The organism is Pedobacter suwonensis (assembly GCF_044762335.1).
GTDB lineage: Bacteria > Bacteroidota > Bacteroidia > Sphingobacteriales > Sphingobacteriaceae > Pedobacter.
Map to the genome: position 1 here is coordinate 152422 of NZ_JBIWEB010000007.1, position 19682 is coordinate 172103.

Genomic DNA, 19682 nt, shown 5'->3' on the forward strand with positions numbered 1-19682 from the left:
CATCTTCCATTTTACATTACGCTAGGTCCTTCGGCATTCACCGGAGAAACAAAAGCTTTGCTATTGATATTTATTTTATGTAAATGTTGTTGTTGCAATTTGGTAATTTTTCTGGCTGTTTCTTCATCTTTTGTTAAGGCGAAAACGGATGGTCCGGAACCTGAAATCCCAAATCCAATTGCGCCGTTCTCTGTTGCCAGTTTTCTCATTTCCTCAAAACCAGGAATCAGGATCGAACGTACTGGTTCTACCAGAACATCCTGCATACTTCTTCCAATCAGGTCGAAATCATTCATAAATAGTCCGCTCACTAAACCTGCAACATTTCCCCATTGCTTAACGGCATCTCTTAAAGCTACCTTACTGCGAATCATCTGACGGGCATCTTTAGTGGGTACATCAACCTCCGGGTAAACAATTGCAGCATACATGCCTGCAGGAGTGGGTAATGAGATTACATCTAAGGGTTCATAACTTCTTACCAGTACAAAACCACCTAGTAAAGCCGGTGCAACATTGTCGGCATGACCATAACCGCAGGCCAGTTCTTCGCCTTTCATGGCAAAAGGAACCAGTTCCTTAACCGTTAGTAAATCGCCCATTAATTTGTTAATGGCAAATAAACCAGCAACGGTACTGGCAGAACTTGAGCCCAGTCCGCTGCCGATAGGCATTTTTTTATGCAGTTCAATTTCTACACCTCTATCTAAGCGGTTAATATGCCGTAGGTAATGCTGAACGCTGGCACTTACGGTATTTTTTGCGGCATCTAAAGGCAGGCGGCCGTCATCACCGGTTATTTGTTTGATCACCACACCTGGTGTATCGGTAAATCGCATTTCAACTTCGTCACCAGGTTCGTTTACGGCAAAACCCAGTACATCGAAGCCACAAACTACGTTTGCAACAGTTGCCGGAGCGAAAACTTTTATACTATTCTTCATTATTAATTGGCTTAGCTATTTATTTAAAGTACCTAGGTTAATGATATCTGCGAAAACTCCGGCGGCGGTCACTTCGGCGCCAGCACCAGGGCCTTTTACTACCAATGGGCGGGTTTTGTAGCGATCTGTAGTAAAAGAGATAATATTATCACTGCCCGACAGCATATAAAAAGGGTGACTGTCATCTACCATTTGCAGGCTGATTTCTACATTGCCATCTTCCAGTTTACCGATATAGCGTAAAACCTTTCCCTCGCTAGCTGCGGTGTTTTTTAAATTCTCGAAGTAAGCTGCATTGGCTTGTAATTCTGAATAGAAGTCTTCAACAGATGCTGCATTTAAGCAGGCATCAGGCAAAATATTGTCGATTTTTACATCACTGGCTTCTAATGGATAACCAGCATCGCGGGCAAGGATCAGCATCTTACGCATAAAATCTTTTCCATTTAGGTCGTCACGGGGATCTGGCTCAGTATAGCCCAGTTCCTGTGCTTCCTTTACTGTTTCATAAAAGCCCGCATCATCTTTAAAATTATTGAAAATGTAAGAAATCGTTCCTGATAAAATAGCTTCAATCCGTGCTACTTTATCACCACTCATCATCAGTTCGCGCAGTGTACGGATAATCGGTAAGCCTGCACCAACGTTGGTTTCGTAGTAAAAGTCAACGCCAAATTTACGGGCAGTATCTTTGAATGATTTGTACTGTGCATAATCTGCCGAGTTGCCTTTTTTATTACAGGTAACTACCGAAATACTGCTTTCAAATATGCCCTGGTAAAATCCGATAGGCTGTTCTGCTGCCGTGTTATCAACAAAAACACAGTTGGGCAAGTTTAGGGCTTTCATTTTGGCAACAAAACCGGCTAAATCTGCCTCTTCACCATCCGTTTTCAGTTCTGTTTCCCAATTTTTCAAAGAAAGTCCATCGGCATTGAAGATCATTTTGCGTGTATTGCTGATGCCTGTTACCTTCACCTGGAGATCATTATTGGCAGCGAGAAAAGGCATTTGCTCTTTCAACTGATTAAATAGCGTTTTGCCGATGTTTCCGGTGCCTAAACAGAAAACGTTCAATGTTCTTTTCAGTTCGGTAAAAAAGGCATCATGTACTGCATTTACCGCTTTAGATAGATCAGCTGCGCTGATAATTACCGAGATGTTGTATTCAGAAGAACCTTGGGCAATTGCCCTTACGTTGATACCATTACGGCCTAAGGCACTGAACAAGCGTCCGCTCATGCCGGGAGTACGTTTCATATTTTCGCCAACAATGGCCAAAACGGCAAGGTTATTTTCAACTTCTGGCAATTCCAGTTTTTTAGCATCCAGTTCGAGTTCGAATTCTTTCTTGATTAAGGAAATGGCTTTCGAAGCGTCTGTCGGTTTAACGGCGAAAGTAATGCTATGTTCTGATGAAGATTGCGTAATCAATACCACATTGATCTGTTCGCGCGAAAGCAGAGAAAATAACCGCCCGCTAAAGCCAGCTTTACCCACCATACCGCTTCCGGTTAGGTTGATGATGCTGATATGATCAATAGAAGAAATTCCTTTAATAGGCAGATTTGATGTTTTTACATCGCTTTTGATGTAGGTTCCCGCGAAATCAGGCTCGAAAGTGTTTTTGATCACAATCGGAATCCTTTTCATAAAAGCTGGAATCATAGTTGGCGGGTAAATTACTTTAGCCCCAAAATAACTCAGTTCCATGGCCTCGGTATAGCTTAGTTCAGGCAAGGAAAAAGCCTTTTTAACCATACGGGGGTCAGCAGTCATCATGCCGTTAACATCCGTCCATATTTCTATTTCTTCCGCATTCAATGCGGCACCCCAAACCGCTGCGGTATAATCAGAACCACCTCGACCCAAAGTAGTAACCCTGCCATCAGCATTGCTGGCGATAAAACCAGTTACAAAAAGTACTTGGTCTTTATTTTCCCGATAAAAGTTGCTGATCAGCAGTTCAGTCAATTCAGTATCAACCTTTGCCTGTCCAAAGTTGCTGTCGGTTTTAATCAGTTCAGATCCATTTACATAAAGCGAACCGCCAATGTTCTGGGACGCAATATGGCTGATCATAAAGGTGGAACAGCGTTCACCATAACTCAGAATCTGATCTTTTGTTTGTAAACTTAATTCACGCAGATTGGTTACGGCCTGCAGTAGATCTTCCAATTCATTAAAAAAGATCTTCAGACGGGTAAACACCGGGTTTTGTGCTGCCGCAGGCAAAAGGGCGCGGATGACAGCAAAGTGTTTGGCCTCAATTTCTTTTAAGTGTGCGTCGTAATCTTCACGACGTTCAGCCATTTCGGCCATATCGGTAAGTAAATTGGTTACACCACTCATTGCCGATAATACAACTACCGGATTATTGTTCTTTTTTTCTTCGCCAACCAGGCGTAAAAGCGTTTTAATGTTCTCGGCCGAACCTACGGATGTGCCGCCGAATTTGAGTACTTTCATTATTGATATGAGGTTTAACTGTTTGTTGCTGCGTTCAACGTTGGTTTGAAATGCTCGTTTTTGCAGGTTTCATTCAGCATGGTTTTAAAAAAAAAGCGTCCCGATGAAAATCGGGACGCTCTGTGTTTTATGTTTTTTCAATTTACAACAAATTAGCCCCGCTGGTTTATACCGGTGGTAATAATAATCGTTGTAATAATTGAAGTATTAAAATTCATCTTGTCTTGGTGTACTTTATACACCGTAAAGTAGAAGATTATTTTTTTAAAATGCAAATGTTATTTAATTTTTATTTCGAAATTTTTATTAAAACGTTTAAGTAAATGCAATAGCGATATTATCCCGGTCTTCGGGAAATATTCAAAGCCGCAGCTATTCAAAGGCGCAAAAAAAACTACTAAAGCTTTTCCAATAAGATATGGGAGACACTTTTTTATTAAAAAGGTGCTTCAGTAGTGCTTTGGGCATTTCAGCCCTGCTAACCGCTAAAGTCCCGATGGTATTGCTGTTTACTGTTTGTGAGATCGGGAGCTTCCGCTTTTATCAGGCTTAATTAACGCGGGCTGTTGCTGCTATCTAAGTTGCTTTCCTTTCCAGCGCCTAATTATTCCCTCCCTTGATTAGCCTGCTCCGATGCTTTTAAGAGTATATTCATAGATGGGACTTAGAGTTGATCTTTTAATCAAAGAAGCGTCACTTCTTAAATCCTTATAAGTAGGTGTGGTCGTAAGGATTAAACATTACTAAAACCATTTATCTAAATTTACTTAGTGTATATTTTTAATTTTTTTTGTGTTTAAAAAATGGTTTCAATTTATTGAAATTAAGGCGATTAAATCATAGTGTATTTGCTACAATATGTAAAAAATTAAGTTTTAAAACTCTTTTTTGTACAAAATAAGTCTTTACCTTTGCGGCACTAACTAACTTATTGTTATGAGCAAAAAGAAACTGCAAACGCCAGATTTAAGCTATTTAAATCTAGGCGATCACATTGCTGTAAAGTACCAATTATCTCCAACGGAATTAATTGATGAGGCCTTATTAAATAAAGAAGGTATGTTGGCCACTTCAGGGGCACTTGCTGTTGACACCGGAAAGTTTACCGGCCGTTCTCCCAAAGATCGTTTTATTGTCTGCGACGACATCACCAACGATCAGGTTTGGTGGGGAGATGTAAACATTAAAATCTCTTCTGAAAAATTCGATCAGCTATTTTATAAGCTAACCAATTATCTGGAAGATAAGAAAATCTATGTTCGCGATTCTTCCGCCTGCGCCCATCCCGAATATGCGATGTCCATCAGGGTAATTACGGAAACGGCTTATCAGAATCTTTTTGCCCATCATTTGTTTATTCGCCCCGCAGAAGATCAATTAGGGGCAAGTCCAGAGTGGACGATCATTGCTGCACCAGGTTTTCTAGCCGATCCGGTATCCGATGGAACCAGACAGCAGAATTTTTCGGTCATCAATTTTACCAAAAAAATGATTTTGATTGGCGGAACCGGTTATACAGGTGAAATAAAAAAGGGAATTTTTTCTGTTTTAAATTTTATTCTGCCAGTATATCATAATACTTTATCCATGCATTGTTCTGCCAATAGAGGTAAAAACGGCGATACCGCTATATTCTTCGGTTTGTCCGGGACTGGAAAAACCACTCTTTCAGCTGATCCGGAAAGAGGATTAATTGGCGATGACGAACATGGCTGGTGCGAAGATTCGGTATTTAACTTTGAAGGCGGTTGTTATGCTAAATGTGTGGATTTAAGCGAAGAGAAAGAACCACAGATTTTTAAAGCAGTAAAATCTGGATCGCTATTGGAGAATGTTGGTTTTTTCCCGGGTACGCAACAGGTTGATTATACTGATATCAGTAAAACAGAAAATACCCGCGTGGCTTATCCAATAGATTATATTGATAATGCCATCTTACCTTCAATAGGAGCTGTTCCAAAAAACATCTTTTTCTTAACTGCAGATGCATTTGGCGTATTACCTCCCATTTCAAGATTAAATGTAGAGCAGGCCATGTTCCACTTTATGAGCGGTTATACGGCAAAAGTAGCTGGAACGGAAACCGGCATAACAGCGCCTCAATTAACTTTTTCGGCTTGTTTTGGTAAGGCTTTCTTACCGTTGCATCCGTCCAGATATGCCGCATTATTGGGCAAGAAAATGGAAAAACATCAGGTAAACGTGTGGTTAGTGAATACCGGCTGGAGCGGAGGTCCTTATGGCGTAGGGGAAAGGATGAAATTAAGGTACACCCGGGCAATGATTTCCGCAGCTTTGGATGGCAGCTTAGATCATAACAGATATAGGCAACACCATGTATTTAAACTGATGATGCCATTAAGTTGCCCTGGGGTGCCGGATGAAATTTTAGATCCCGCCAAAACATGGGATAATCAGGAAGAATACTTTTTAAAAGCCTATGAACTACTAAATGCTTTTACAGATAATTTTAAGCAGTTCGAACTGACAAAAGTGCCAAAAAGCAGTCACGTGGCGTTAAAATTATGTTAAATGTGCTTTAAAATGCATTTTTTGAACGAAAAATTTGCAATTCGATTTTTTTTTAGTTTTTATTGTGAAAGAATTGCCTCGGCTGGGGCAATTTTTTTGTTATACACGGTGGTGAGTTAGCGGAACAAAATTCTAAGTAACGATTTAATTGCTTATTGATTTATTAATTTGTAATTTAAAATCAATTTATAAATTTGTTTTTCGCAACAATATCGAATATGAAACGTTGAGTGTAATACAAAAAGAACAAACAGCTAAAAATTAAAAACAAGAACTAAAACTAAAAATTCAAAAAAAAATGGCAAACGCACCAAAACCAGCAACTGTTAAAAAAGAGAGCTCTTCTAGTGCTTCAAATGTTTTCGCAACATTAGTTATTCCTATTTGTATCGTTATCGGATTCGTGATTTGGAAATATGTATTGGGAGATCCGTCGAACTTTATCGATAACAACAACGAAAACTTACCATTACCAAACAACTATCCAGGTACAGCTTACAAAGGAGGTCCTATTGTTGCCGTTTTGATTGGTTTATTATTAACAACAATCGTTTTCTCTATCGAGCGTTTAATCGTTATCGGTAAAGCTAGTGGTAAATCAAGCTTAGATACTTTCATTATTAAAGTAAAAGGTTTATTAAATTCAGGTAATATCGAAGCAGCTAAAGCGGAATGCGACAAACAACAAGGTTCAGTTGCTAACGTAATTAAATCTGGTTTGAAAAAATACAGTGAAGTTGAAGCGGATACTAATATGGATGTTGAGCAATCTATCGTTGCTATCCAAAAAGAAGTTGAAGAAGCTACAGCTTTAGAAATGCCAATGTTAGAGCAAAACTTAACCATCATCGCTACTTTGGTATCAATCGGTACTTTGATCGGTTTATTGGGTACAGTAACAGGTATGATCCGTGCATTCGCCGGTTTAGCTAACTCTGGTGCTCCGGATCAGGCAGCATTGGCGGTAGGTATCTCTGAGGCCTTGATCAATACCATGACAGGTATCTCGGTATCAACTTTAGCGATCATCATGTATAACATCTTAACATCTAAAATTGATAAGTTAACTTACGCAATCGATGAGGCTGGTTTCAGCATCGTTCAAACATACGCTAGTTCGCATAAATAAGAATTTTGAAAAAATTTTTACCGGCTTTATGGAAAACCGGAAAAAAGATCATCATTATTAAAACTAGTAAAAAAAATTATGCCTAGAATTAAAGTAAAAAGGACAAGTACAGTAACAGACATGACCGCAATGTGCGATGTGGCGGCATTGTTACTTACGTTCTTCATTTTAACTGCTACGGCAAGACAACCAGAACCCCTAGCTGTTTCTACACCCTCATCTACATATGAGTTTAAGGTGCCGGTAGAAAACAATGCGATATTGACCATTGGCCAGGGAAAAGTTTTCTTTGAAGTAGCAGGACCAAAAGTGAGAGAAAAAACATTGCAGCTAATGGGCGAACAATATGGTGTAAAATTTACACCAGAAGAAACGGTTAGATTCTCAGGGATCGGAAGTTTCGGTGTTCCTATTCAAAGCTTAAAGCAGTTAATTGCGATGAACGCGGGTGACCGCATGAAACCAGGCATTCAGCCAGGTATTCCTGCTGACTCAACCGATAATCAATTAAATGCTTGGGTGCTGAATGCGCGTAAGGCTACAAAAGAGATCAACAATCAGGATATGCGTATCAGTATCAAAGGTGATGCTAAAGAAGAGTATCCAGTTGTGAAAAAGATTATTGATGTACTTCAGAAACAAAGTGTAAACAAATTTTTGTTGGTAACTAATTCTGAAGCTAAAAAGAAGAAATAAGAAATGGCAGAATTAAACACGGGCGGGAAGAAAGCCACGCCAAGGGTTGATATGACCCCAATGGTGGATCTAATGTTTCTTTTGGTAACTTTCTTTATCTTGACAACAGTAATCTCTACGCCACAAGCGATGGATATTGCAAAGCCGGATAAAAACGAGAAGTTACCTGAAAACAGATTAGAGCTGAAAGCAAGTAAAACGATGACCATTTTATTGGGTAAAAACAATAAAGTAGCTTGGTACATGGGAGTAGCTGGCGAAAGCGCACCAACAATTGAATCAGGTTCACAGATTGAAGATGCTATCGTAAAAAATAGAAAAGCAGCTGATGCTTCGGGTGTTGCTGGTGACTTTGTGGTCCTGGTAAAACCAACATCAGGTTCTACCTTTCAGAACTTTGTGGATATTATGGACGAGTTAGAGATTCTTAAAGTAAAGGTTCGTCAGATTGATGATGATAATATCCTTGATAATGAGAAGCAGTTCATGAGAGAAAAGGGAATTTTATAATCAAATAAAACCAATTTTATGTCGAAGTTAGATATATTCAGAAAAGAATGGCTTGAAGTGGTTTTTGAAGATAAAAACAAAAGCTATGGTGCGTATCAATTGCGTAAAACCAATGGTGCTAATACTACAAGAGCCTTAATTATTGGATCTATTGTCTTCCTGATTTTATTTTTTACTCCAAAAATCTATAGTCTTATTAAAGGCTCAATGGATCAGCAGGAAGAACAGGTAAAAGCACAGGAAGTAATTTTAGCTCCACCACCACCGGTAAATCCGGAAACACCTCCACCGCCACCGGTAGAGCCACCGCCACCAAAGGTTGACCAGGTGAAAATGCCACCTCCAATTGTAAAACCTGATATTGAGGTTCGTGATGAACCACCTACGGTTGAAAAATTGAAGGAAGCTGATCCAGGTCAGAGAGATATCAAAGGTGATCCAACAGCTGATATTGTTATCGCTGAGCCGGTTGGTGAAGGACCAAAAAGAGAAGCTGCTGTTGCGGTTGATGACAATAAAGTTTATGACTTTGTGAGTATCGAGAAACAGCCAGAATTCCCGGGAGGTATTTCTAAATTCTATGGCTACTTAAGTAAAGCAATAAAATACCCGCCAATGGCACAAGAAAACAACGTTCAGGGTAAAGTATTTTTATCTTTCGTTGTGGAAAAAGATGGTAAACTAACTGATATCACAGTTACCCGTGGTTTGGGTAGCGGAACTGATGAAGAAGCCATCCGTGTATTGAAAGCAAGTCCACGTTGGAATCCAGGTATCCAGAATGGTAAGCCGGTAAGGGTAAAATATAACATCAACGTTAACTTTACATTGAACTAATCGTAAATGTTAAATTTCGATATCTTTAAGCAAAAATCGCCTAAACAGCGGTTTTTGCTCATTTTAGGCCTTATCATGTTTATCTTTTATGTAATACTTGGTATCGCATTTATATTTTATAAACCTATTGCACTTCGGTTGAGTGCTATTCCGGAATGGGGGCGGATTACAATTGGTATCTTCCTTATTATTTATGCTTTTGTAAGACTTTTAAGCCTTGGTAGGCGCGATTAATCATTTAATGAAAAAAATTCTTTTAATATTTTGTGTACTGGCTTTATTGGTATCCTGCAAGCGCAAAAATAAGGCGGCTGCTGTTAAAGAAACGAGAACAAGTGGTACATTAAAAATATTGGTTGATGAAAGTGTTGGACCGATTGTTCAAAATCAGATCGATATTTTTAGTTTAGATTATCCGGATGCCAGATTTCAGGCTACAGTTAAACCTGAAGAAAAATTATTACCTGCTTTTTTGAATGATAGTGTAAGGGTGATCGTTTTGCCAAGATTGTTAACCAAGGCAGAAGAAAAATATTACAACCAACGTCAGATTAAAATCAATACTTCGCGTTTTGCCATTGATGGTATTGCTTTAATTACCAATAAAGACAATATCGATAGTACAATTAACGTTAAAGAGGTTATTGATATTTTGCAAGGGAAGAAATCAGATAAAAAACTGGTCTTTGATAACGCTTATTCCAGTACCTTTCAGTATTTTAAAGAGCTGGCCCATATCAGCCAGTTTCCAGCTACAGGAGTTTATTCAAAAAATTCTAGCAAGGAAGTAATTAAACTTATTGCGGAAGATAAAAATTTTATTGGTATTTTAGGCGTAAATTGGATTACGGGCAAAGATACAGAGCTGAGCGAATACCTGTCGAAGATAAAAGTGTTGGGTGTGAAGAATTTGAAGGGTAAGGCGGGAGATGATCAGTTCTATAAACCAACTCAAGATAACTTGATTAATGGCGTTTATCCTTTCTTAAGAAATATCAATATTATTGATTGCGAAGGAAGGGACGGTTTAGGCACAGGATTTGCAACATGGTTAAGAAGTCAGAGAGGGCAATTGATTGTACTTAAATCTGGACTTGGCCCACATAAATTAATGCCGAGACAAATTAACCTGACTAAAGGAAATTAAATTAAAAATTATAAATTGAACCACGAAGTAAATCTATAGAGGCACTTCATTTTTATTAAATAAAAAACAGGATATCCGATGAAAATTTTAAAGAAAGCAATAACCTTAAATGTAGGTTTGGTGTTGATGGGTTCTGCAGTTTTTGCTCAAAGTTTAAATGACGCGAAAAAAGCCATCGACGCGGAGCAATATCAAAAAGCATCATCAATGCTTAAATCGTTGGTAAGTTCAAAAGCTTCAGATGGTGATAATTATTACAATCTTGGTTTGGTTTATTTAAAAACCGGTTATATTGATTCAGCTAGAGCCGTATTTAACAAAGGGCTTACCGCTGATCCTAAAAACAACCTAAACTTAATTGGTTTGGGCGAAGCGGATTTATTATCTAATGATCCAACATCTGCAAAAACTAATTTTGATAAAGCTGTAGCATTGGCTTCTAAAGATTACAAAACTTATTTGTATATCGGTAGAGCTTATTTAGCACAGGATAAACCAAGCGATGATGTATCAAAACCTGACTTTACCAATGCATTAGCCAATATCACCAAAGCTGATGAATTGGATTCTAAAGACAAGGATGCTGAGGTTTTCCTGGCTCAAGGTGATGCATATGCTTTACAAAAGAAAAACTCTGAAGCATTAGGTCCATACATGCGTGTGAATGATGTTGATCCGAATAACAGGAGAGCTAAAACGCAAATCGGTAAGATGTATAAAGAATCCAGGGCTTTTCCTGAAGGAGAAAAAGAACTACAGGATGTAATTGCAGCTGATCCAAATTATGGTCCGGCTTACCGTGAGTTAGGTGAGTTATATTTACAATGGAGTAGCTTTGGTGTTGATAAAGAAAAAGCAGCAAAAGCAATTGAGAATTATAAAAAATATATGGATTTAACGGATAAATCGTTAGAGTCTCAATTGCGTTATATGCAGTTTTTATACTATGCTAAAGATTTTCAGACCTTAGAGCAAGTTGCGTCAACCATTCAGGTTCCAGCTAATGATTCTAAATCAGGCGTTGTGGCAAGATTAAAAGGATGGGCTGCTTATGAAAATAAAAACTATCCTCAAGCTTTAACTTACATGACTGAGTTTTTCGCTAAGGAAAAGGATAAATCAAAGATTTTAGGTAACGATTACCTTTACCTAGGTAAAGCACAATTGAAAGCTGGACAGGATAGCCTGGCAGTTGGTAATATTATCGAAGCGGCTAAACTTGATTCGACAAATGCTGAAGCTTTGGCAGAGGCGGGTAAAAGCTTGTATGATGCTAAGAAATTTGCAAAATCAGCTGAGGTTTACGAGTTAGCATCTAAGTATAATCCAAATGGCAAAGGATCTCTTTATAACTATTTGTACATCGGAATAAATAGATTTATGGAATCTTATACATTAAAACGTGAAAAGAAACCAATGAATTTGCAAGGTTTAGTTCAAGGTGATTCGGCGCTTAGTCATTTGTCGAAAGTAACCCCTGACTTAGCTCAATCCTATCTTTTTAGAGCCAGAATTAATGATTATATCGATCAGATTCAGAACCCTACAGCTCCAAAAGGTTTAATGATTCCTTTTTATGAAAAATATATCACTTTGGTAAAACCAGAAGAACAAGCGTCTGCTAAAAATAATTTGATAGAGTCTTATAGGTTGCTAGGTTCTTGGTATGCTGATAAAGATAAGGTTAAGGCAATTGATTACTTAAATAAATGTCTTGCTTTAGATCCAACTGATAGTTATGCAACAACTAAATTAAAAGAGTTGACAGGTGCAGTAGCTAAGCCAAAAGGCAAATAATTTTAAAGTTAAATAATTTAGAAAAGGCAGAGTTTGGTTACTCTGCCTTTTTCTTTTACTTTTGCATCACAAAAATAGAAATTATGCAAGCGCAAAGTTCAGCTATAGATTTTTTACCAATTATATTTCAGGTAATTGTTGCTTTAGGTTTTGTAGTAACTACCTTGGTTGCTACCCACTTTTTAGGGCCGAAACGCAAAACCAGCGATAAACTGGAGACTTTTGAAGCGGGGGTAAAATCAATAGGTAATGCACGCCAGCCTTTTTCAATCAAATATTTTGTAGTAGCCATACTCTTTGTATTATTCGATGTAGAAGTGATCTTTATGTATCCCTGGGCAGTTAACTTCCGTGCATTAAAAATGGATGGAATGATTGAAATGTTTATCTTTATGGGTACATTGTTGCTTGGTTTTATCTACGTAATCAAGAAAAAGGTTTTAGACTGGAACTAATCAGTTCGCAGGTATCAGGTCCCGGTTATCAGTTTGCAATTAGCATTTAATTATCGCGAGTTTAATAACTGTAAACTAAAAATTGCCAGTTATAAACCGGGATGTGTATCACTTACACTAACCTATAGCGGTTTTTTATTTAGAAAGGTTCTAAATCAGGTAATGCGCGCTTTTTTGCCTTTAAAATATTGTAAATTTGTTGCTCATTCTTTGAAGGGATGAGCATTTTTTGTTTATAAACATGAGTGAAATTAATATAGTTGATGCGCCTCCAGGAACCGAAGGGCCTGGCTATTTTGCCACCTCTTTAGATAAGGTGATTGGTTTGGCCCGGTCAAATTCATTATGGCCTCTACCTTTCGCAACTTCTTGTTGTGGGATTGAGTTTATGGCAACCATGGGTTCTCACTATGATTTAGGTCGTTTTGGTGCAGAGCGTTTGAGTTTCTCTCCCCGTCAGGCAGATGTGTTAATGGTTATGGGTACCATTGCTAAAAAAATGGCTCCGGTATTAAAGCAGGTTTATATCCAAATGGCAGAACCGCGTTGGGTAATGGCAGTTGGAGCCTGTGCGAGTAGTGGTGGTATTTTTGATACTTATTCGGTATTACAAGGCATCGATGAAGTGATTCCCGTGGATGTTTATGTTCCGGGATGCCCGCCAAGACCAGAAGCCATTTTAGATGGTTTCCAGCGTATTCAGGATTTAGTGAAGAACGAGTCGGGCAGAAGAAGAAATTCTGATTATTACAAAGAACTCTTAGGTCAATACGGCATTAAATAATGGAAGAAACCACGCTAAATAACGACATACACGTTAAACTGACTGAAAAGTTTGGCGAAAAGGTTACTGCTGTTTCTGAGCCTTATGGTTTATTAACTTTTGTAACTTATAAAGATGTTATCGTAAATGTGCTTTCACATCTTAAAGAAGAATTAAAATTCAATTTCCTTACTGATATTACAGCGGTTCATTATCCTGGTAAAGATCATGGTATTGCAGTGGTTTACCATTTGCATAACATGGTTGAAAAAGTAAGGGTTAGAATTAAAGTGTTCATTTCAGAACAGAACCCAACTATCACTACGGCAACAACTTTATGGAAAGGTGCCAACTGGATGGAACGTGAAACTTACGATCTTTTCGGGGTTAGATTTGAAGGGCATCCTGATTTACGCCGTATTTTAAATATGGATGACTTGGGCGTTCACCCGATGTTGAAGCAATATCCATTGGAAGATCCGAACAGGGTAGATAAAAAAGACGAATTTTTTGGAAGGTAAACTATGAATCATAACCATCCGGTATTTACAGATAACGACCCGCAAAGTGAGCTGGTAACCCTAAATTTAGGTCCAACACACCCTGCAACCCACGGCGTTTTTCAAAACGTTCTGCAATTAGATGGCGAACGTATTGTGAGCGGCGTTTCTACTATTGGGTACATACACCGTGCTTTCGAAAAGATTGCCGAGCATCGCCCATTTTATCAGATTACACCACTTACCGACCGTTTAAATTATTGCTCTTCGCCTATTAACAATATGGGCTGGCACATGACGGTGGAAAAGTTGTTGAATATTCAGATGCCGAAACGTGTAGATTATCTCCGGGTAATTATTATGGAACTTTCGCGTATTGCAGATCATATTATTTGTAATACGATTATCGGTCAGGATACAGGAGCTACCACCACTTTCCTATATCTTTTTCAGTTCCGTGAGCATATTTACGAAATCTTAGAGGAAGTATGTGGTGCCCGTTTAACCACAAATATAGGGCGTATTGGTGGCTTTGAAAGAGATTTCAATGATATTGCCTTTGCCAAAATCGATAAATTTTTAAAAGAATTTCCTAAAGCATTAAAAGAATTCGAAAATCTGTTAACGCGTAACCGTATTTTTATTGACAGAACGGCTGGTGTTGCAGAAGTGAGTAAAGAAACTGCTTTAGAATATAGCTGGACCGGCCCATTATTACGCGCAACAGGCGTGGATTATGATGTTCGTGTAAGTGATCCATATTCTTCATATCAGGATTTTGATTTTGAAATACCTGTTGGTACAAGCGGTGATATTTACGACCGATATTTGGTACGTAATGAAGAGATGTGGCAAAGTGTCCGCATTATTGAACAAGCCGTTGTGAAGTTAAAAACAGAACCAAAAGGTATTTTCCACGCCGATGTTCCTGAATTTTACCTTCCTCCAAAGCAGGAAGTTTACAACAATATGGAAGCGTTAATCTATCACTTCAAAATTGTGATGGGCGAAATTGATGCGCCGAAAGCAGAAGTTTATCACGCTGTAGAAGGTGGAAATGGTGAATTGGGGTTCTATCTGATAAATGATGGTGGCCGTACCCCATATCGTTTGCACTTCCGCAGACCAAGTTTTATAAACTACCAGATGTTTGCACCAATGAGCGAAGGCATGTTATTGTCTGATGCCATTATAAACATGAGTAGTATGAATATTATTGCAGGAGAATTAGATGCTTAAAGTAGAAGAACAAACACCTGTAGTGTTTTCATCAGAATTGCTGGCCAAATTTGATGAAGTAAAAAGCCGTTATCCAGAAGGAAAACAAAAATCAGCTTTATTGCCATTATTACATTTGGTGCAGGCTGAGTTTCTTTGGGTGCCTACTTCAGCTATGGATCAGGTTGCTGAATATTTAAATATTCAGCCGATCGAAGTTTATGAAGTAGCTACATTTTATACCATGTATTTTTTAAAACCACAAGGTAAATACGCCCTGGAGGTTTGTCGTACCGGTCCATGTTGCCTGGTGGGTGCCGAGAAAATACTAACCCACCTTGAAAACAAATTGGGTGTTAAGGAAGGAGAAGTTACTCCTGATGGTTTATTCAGCTTTAGAGGAGTTGAATGTTTAGCTGCCTGTGGTTATGGCCCGGTATTGCAGATTAGCCCGGAGTATACTTTCTATGAAAACTTAACTACCGAAAGTGTAGATAAATTGATTGAAGATTTAAAAAATAAGATTTGAGAAACTAGATTTGAGGTATGAGACCAGGCATTTGTCTAACATCTCATATCTCACATCTCACATCTATAAATAATGAGCCGTAAATTATTACTTGAGCATATAAACGTACCGGGCATCAATACACTTGAAGTCTATCGCCAGAAAGGCGGGTACCGTGCTGTGGAAAAAGCCCTGAAAACCTTAACCCCGGAAGAGATTGTAGAAGAGGTTAAAAAATCAGGTTTACGCGGTCGCGGAGGTGCAGGTTTCCCAACGGGAATGAAGTGGAGCTTTTTGGCTAAACCAGAAGGTGTTGCACGTTATTTGGTATGCAATGCCGATGAATCTGAGCCAGGAACTTTTAAAGACCGTTATCTGATGACTTACATCCCTCATGCGTTAATTGAGGGAATGATTGTTTCCAGTTTCGCTTTAGGTGCAAAGGTTTCTTACATCTATGTACGTGGTGAGATGATGCCTCAGATCCGTATTTTAGAAAAGGCAATTGCCGAAGCTAAAGCTGCCGGATGGTTGGGTAAAAACATTTTAGGAACAGGTTACGATTTAGAATTATATGTTCAACCTGGCGGTGGTGCTTACATTTGTGGTGAAGAAACTGCCTTGTTAGAATCACTGGAGGGAAAAAGAGGTAATCCACGTATTAAACCGCCTTTTCCGGCTATTGCTGGTTTGTATGGTTGCCCTACTGTGGTTAACAATGTTGAATCTATTGCAGCTGTAGTGCCGATCATTAACGATGGTGGTGACGAATATGCCAAAATCGGTATTGGTAGAAGCACTGGAACAAAATTGATATCAGCATCTGGTAATTTAGTAAAACCAGGTGTTTATGAAATAGAATTAGGTTTACCGGTAGAAGAATTTATCTACTCTGATGAATATTGCGGCGGTATTGCCAATGGCAAACGTCTTAAAGCGACAGTTGCGGGTGGTTCATCTGTACCTGTTTTACCGGCGAACTTAACTTTAAAATTGGCTAACGGAGAGCCTCGTTTAATGAGCTATGAATCATTATCAGAAGGTGGCTTTGCAACGGGAACCATGTTAGGTTCTGGTGGTTTTATCGCTTTCGATGAAGATCAGTGTATCGTTCGTAATACCTGGAATTTTTCCCGTTTTTATCACCATGAAAGCTGTGGACAATGCTCCCCTTGCCGTGAAGGTACAGGATGGATGGAAAAAGTATTGCACAAAATTGAACACGGACATGGAACCATGGAAGATGTTGATCTATTGTGGGATATCCAACGTAAAATTGAAGGAAATACGATTTGTCCGTTGGGTGATGCGGCTGCCTGGCCTGTTGCCAGTGCGATCCGTCACTTTAGGGATGAATTTGAATGGCACATTAAGGAACCGGTAAAAAGCCAGAGCCAAAATTACGGTATTGCCAATTATGCAACGCCGATTGAAAAAGCTCCGGTAGCGGAAGAGAAATAAGTAATATTTTACTTAGGAGCTGGTCGCAATTTGCGACCGCCTTTGAAATATATAACTATGGCTAAAGATAAATTGTCGGTAAAAATACCAGCTGAGATTATCCTCAATAAAATTATTGAAATGAGAGATAAAAAAGTAATGGTTGATACTGATTTGGCCGAGCTTTATGGGGTAACTACTAAAAGATTAAATGAGCAGGTAAAACGAAATATAAAACGCTTTCCAGAAGATTTTATGTTTCAGATTACAAAGGATGAAAAAGATAGTTTGATTTCGCAATTCGAGCACCTAAATAAATTGAAATTCTCATCAGCTCTACCTTATGCTTTTACAGAACATGGGGCGGTAATGCTGGCAAGTGTATTAAATAGCGATAAAGCCATTGAGGTAAATATCCAAATTGTTAGAGTATTTACAGAAATTAGAGAATTATTGGCTTCGAACCTGAACTTAAGATTAGAAGTAGAAAAGATAAAAAAGAAACTAGATCATCAGGATAAAAACATTGAAGTCATCTTCAGGTATTTTGATGAGCTACTGGAGCAGCAACAACAGCCAAGAAAAGAAATTGGTTATAAAATCTCGAAAGAGAAATAATATAATTGAATTGGTTAGTGGAGACACAAACCAATGCGAGATCAAGAAATAAAAAGAATATCATTAACCATGAGTGGAAAAGTTAAGGTTACGATAGATGGGATAACAGTAGAGGTTGATAACGGAACAACCATTCTGAATGCTGCAAGGCAAATCGGAGGGGACATTGTTCCGCCGGCAATGTGCTATTATTCTAAATTACAGGGCAGTGGTGGTAAATGCCGTACCTGCATTGTAAAAGTGACTAAAGGTTCGGAGAAAGACCCCCGCCCAATGCCTAAGTTGGTGGCTTCCTGCCGTACAACCGTAATGGATGGGATGGAGGTACTTAACATTACTTCACCGGAAGTTTTGGAAGCACGTGCAGGCGTGGTGGAGATTTTATTGATAAACCACCCTTTAGATTGTCCGGTTTGTGACCAGGCAGGTGAATGTGATTTGCAGAATTTAGGTTACGAGCATGGTTTACAAAAAACACGTTATGAGTTTGAGCGCCGTACTTTCGAACGGATAGATATAGGCGATAAGATTCAGTTGCATATGAACCGTTGCATTTTATGCTATCGTTGTGTTTTTACTGCAGATCAGATTACCAATAAACGTGTTCACGGTATCTTAAACCGTGGCGATCATTCAGAAATTTCTACTTATATCCAGCAGGCGGTTGATAACGATTTTTCAGGAAACGTAATCGATGTCTGCCCGGTTGGTGCTTTAACTGATAAAACTTTCCGTTTTAAAAACCGCGTTTGGTTTACCAAACCTGTTGATGCACACCGCGATTGCGATCATGAAAAGTGTAGTGGTAAGGTAACACTTTGGTATAAAGGGACAGATGTTTTGCGTGTTACAGCCCGTAAAGATCAGTTTGGCGAAGTAGAAGACTTTATTTGCAATACTTGCCGCTTTGATAAAAAAGCAACTGCTGATTGGGTAATTGAACGTCCAACACACATTGATGATACTTCGGTAATTGCATCTAACCACTACGAAACATTAAAACCTTTGCATGTAATTCAGCCAAATGAGGCTTTACAGGCTGCAAATGAAATTGAACTACATAAAACAGTTAAATACTAATGGATAGCGCTTTTGTTATAGAAAAATTTATCCTGGTAGCTGTAATTTTCGGCATCAGTTTAGTTATTGCCATGTATTCTACCTATGCTGAACGTAAGGTTGCTGCATATTTGCAAGATCGTTTAGGTCCGGATAGAGCTGGCCCCTTTGGTATTTTACAACCCCTGGCCGATGGTGTTAAAATGTTTATGAAGGAGGAGATTATCCCAGCTTCATCTAACAGGTGGTTATTTATTGTTGGTCCTGGTTTAGCATTACTTTGTGCCTGTATTGGTACCGCTGTAATTCCATGGGGTAGTCCAATTGAAATTGGTGGCAAAATTGTTCCGCTTCAGGTTGCCGATATTAACGTAGGTGTTTTATACATTTTTGGTGTAGTATCCTTAGGTGTTTATGGTGTAATGATTGGCGGATGGGCCTCAAACAATAAATATTCTTTATTAAGTGCCATTCGTGCGGCGTCACAGAATATCAGTTATGAGATTGCAATGGGATTATCAATCATCGCTTTGCTTTTAATGACTAATACCTTAAGCTTAAAAGAAATTGTTGATCAGCAACATGGATTAAACTGGAACGTTTGGTACCAGCCACTGGGATTTTTAATCTTTATGGTTTGTTCTTTTGCCGAAACCAACCGTGCACCTTTCGATTTACCGGAATGTGAAACCGAATTGATTGGAGGTTACCATACCGAGTATTCGTCTATGAAATTAGGATTTTACCTTTTTGCAGAATATATCAACATGTTTGTATCATCGGCAGTAATGGCAGCCTTATATTGGGGCGGCTATAACTATCCTGGTATGGATTACGTTGCTGCGCACTTAGGTCCAACCTGGGCGCCACTTATTGGTACAGCTGTTTTCTTTGGTAAAATTGTCATGTTCATCTTTTTCTTTATGTGGGTACGTTGGACCATCCCTCGTTTCCGTTACGACCAATTGATGAATTTAGGCTGGAAGGGTTTAATACCATTGGCTATTGCCAATATTATAATAACAGGTATTGTGATTGCGATTATTGAGAAGTTTTAATT

Annotated in this window: 18 protein-coding genes; 16 read left to right on the top strand and 2 right to left on the bottom strand. The window is 38.7% G+C overall.

The genetic code is table 11. The annotated features are described in order from the left end of the window. Positions 1-11 precede the first annotated feature (11 nt). Both ACIQXP_RS13270 and thrA read right to left on the bottom strand, forming a co-directional pair. A complete protein-coding gene (locus ACIQXP_RS13270) occupies positions 12-944 on the bottom strand; it encodes a homoserine kinase (RefSeq protein WP_387505658.1) in 933 nt (310 codons plus the stop codon). 15 nt (positions 945-959) lie between these two features. Continuing rightward, complete coding sequence (gene thrA, locus ACIQXP_RS13275; RefSeq protein ID WP_387505659.1) at positions 960-3413, bottom strand: bifunctional aspartate kinase/homoserine dehydrogenase I; 2454 nt, start codon at positions 3411-3413, stop codon at positions 960-962. Positions 3414-4349: 936 nt separating this feature from the next. On the opposite strand from thrA, the gene pckA reads away from it, so the two are divergent. The 16 genes from pckA to nuoH all read left to right on the top strand — a co-directional run bounded on the left by pckA (position 4350) and on the right by nuoH (position 19680). Then, on the top strand, positions 4350-5945 hold the full coding sequence (gene pckA / locus ACIQXP_RS13280) for a phosphoenolpyruvate carboxykinase (ATP) (protein ID WP_387505660.1): 1596 nt from the start codon (positions 4350-4352) through the stop codon (positions 5943-5945). Positions 5946-6243: 298 nt separating this feature from the next. Beyond that, positions 6244-7074, top strand: a complete 831-nt coding sequence (locus ACIQXP_RS13285) for a MotA/TolQ/ExbB proton channel family protein (protein WP_090984417.1) — start codon at positions 6244-6246, stop codon at positions 7072-7074. A gap of 78 nt (positions 7075-7152) precedes the next feature. Next, on the top strand, positions 7153-7770 hold the full coding sequence (locus ACIQXP_RS13290) for a biopolymer transporter ExbD (protein WP_090984413.1): 618 nt from the start codon (positions 7153-7155) through the stop codon (positions 7768-7770). A 3-nt stretch (positions 7771-7773) separates the two neighbouring features. Continuing rightward, entirely contained in the window at positions 7774-8280 is a 507-nt protein-coding gene (locus ACIQXP_RS13295; RefSeq protein ID WP_090984411.1) for an ExbD/TolR family protein, read from the top strand. 18 nt (positions 8281-8298) lie between these two features. Further along, positions 8299-9117, top strand: a complete 819-nt coding sequence (locus tag ACIQXP_RS13300; protein ID WP_387505661.1) for an energy transducer TonB — start codon at positions 8299-8301, stop codon at positions 9115-9117. A 241-nt stretch (positions 9118-9358) separates the two neighbouring features. Continuing rightward, on the top strand, positions 9359-10264 hold the full coding sequence (locus ACIQXP_RS13305; RefSeq protein ID WP_293742860.1) for a PstS family phosphate ABC transporter substrate-binding protein: 906 nt from the start codon (positions 9359-9361) through the stop codon (positions 10262-10264). Positions 10265-10342: 78 nt separating this feature from the next. Further along, a complete protein-coding gene (locus tag ACIQXP_RS13310) occupies positions 10343-12061 on the top strand; it encodes a tetratricopeptide repeat protein (RefSeq protein WP_293742861.1) in 1719 nt (572 codons plus the stop codon). Positions 12062-12144: 83 nt separating this feature from the next. Next, a complete protein-coding gene (locus tag ACIQXP_RS13315; RefSeq protein WP_090984401.1) occupies positions 12145-12516 on the top strand; it encodes an NADH-quinone oxidoreductase subunit A in 372 nt (123 codons plus the stop codon). Between the two features lie 241 nt (positions 12517-12757). Beyond that, positions 12758-13300, top strand: a complete 543-nt coding sequence (locus ACIQXP_RS13320; RefSeq protein WP_039472971.1) for an NADH-quinone oxidoreductase subunit B — start codon at positions 12758-12760, stop codon at positions 13298-13300. Continuing rightward, positions 13300-13800 carry an NADH-quinone oxidoreductase subunit C gene (locus ACIQXP_RS13325; RefSeq protein ID WP_293742862.1) on the top strand — a complete coding sequence of 167 codons (501 nt, stop codon included), beginning with the start codon at positions 13300-13302 and terminating at the stop codon, positions 13798-13800. Before ACIQXP_RS13320 ends, ACIQXP_RS13325 begins: the two co-directional genes overlap by 1 nt. Before the next feature lie 3 nt (positions 13801-13803). Beyond that, a complete protein-coding gene (locus ACIQXP_RS13330; RefSeq protein ID WP_387505662.1) occupies positions 13804-15018 on the top strand; it encodes an NADH-quinone oxidoreductase subunit D in 1215 nt (404 codons plus the stop codon). After that, complete coding sequence (locus tag ACIQXP_RS13335; protein WP_293742864.1) at positions 15011-15526, top strand: NADH-quinone oxidoreductase subunit NuoE family protein; 516 nt, start codon at positions 15011-15013, stop codon at positions 15524-15526. The genes ACIQXP_RS13330 and ACIQXP_RS13335 overlap by 8 nt, the downstream gene beginning before the upstream one ends. Positions 15527-15598: 72 nt before the next feature. Continuing rightward, positions 15599-16966: an NADH-quinone oxidoreductase subunit NuoF gene (gene nuoF / locus ACIQXP_RS13340; protein WP_265851469.1), complete on the top strand. Its 1368-nt coding sequence runs from the start codon at positions 15599-15601 to the stop codon at positions 16964-16966. Between the two features lie 57 nt (positions 16967-17023). Then, positions 17024-17563 carry an ORF6N domain-containing protein gene (locus ACIQXP_RS13345; protein WP_293742865.1) on the top strand — a complete coding sequence of 180 codons (540 nt, stop codon included), beginning with the start codon at positions 17024-17026 and terminating at the stop codon, positions 17561-17563. 69 nt (positions 17564-17632) lie between these two features. Next, positions 17633-18643 carry an NADH-quinone oxidoreductase subunit G gene (locus ACIQXP_RS13350; protein WP_387505663.1) on the top strand — a complete coding sequence of 337 codons (1011 nt, stop codon included), beginning with the start codon at positions 17633-17635 and terminating at the stop codon, positions 18641-18643. Next, complete coding sequence (nuoH, locus tag ACIQXP_RS13355; protein ID WP_293742867.1) at positions 18643-19680, top strand: NADH-quinone oxidoreductase subunit NuoH; 1038 nt, start codon at positions 18643-18645, stop codon at positions 19678-19680. Before ACIQXP_RS13350 ends, nuoH begins: the two co-directional genes overlap by 1 nt. The last annotated feature ends 2 nt before the right edge of the window (positions 19681-19682 follow it).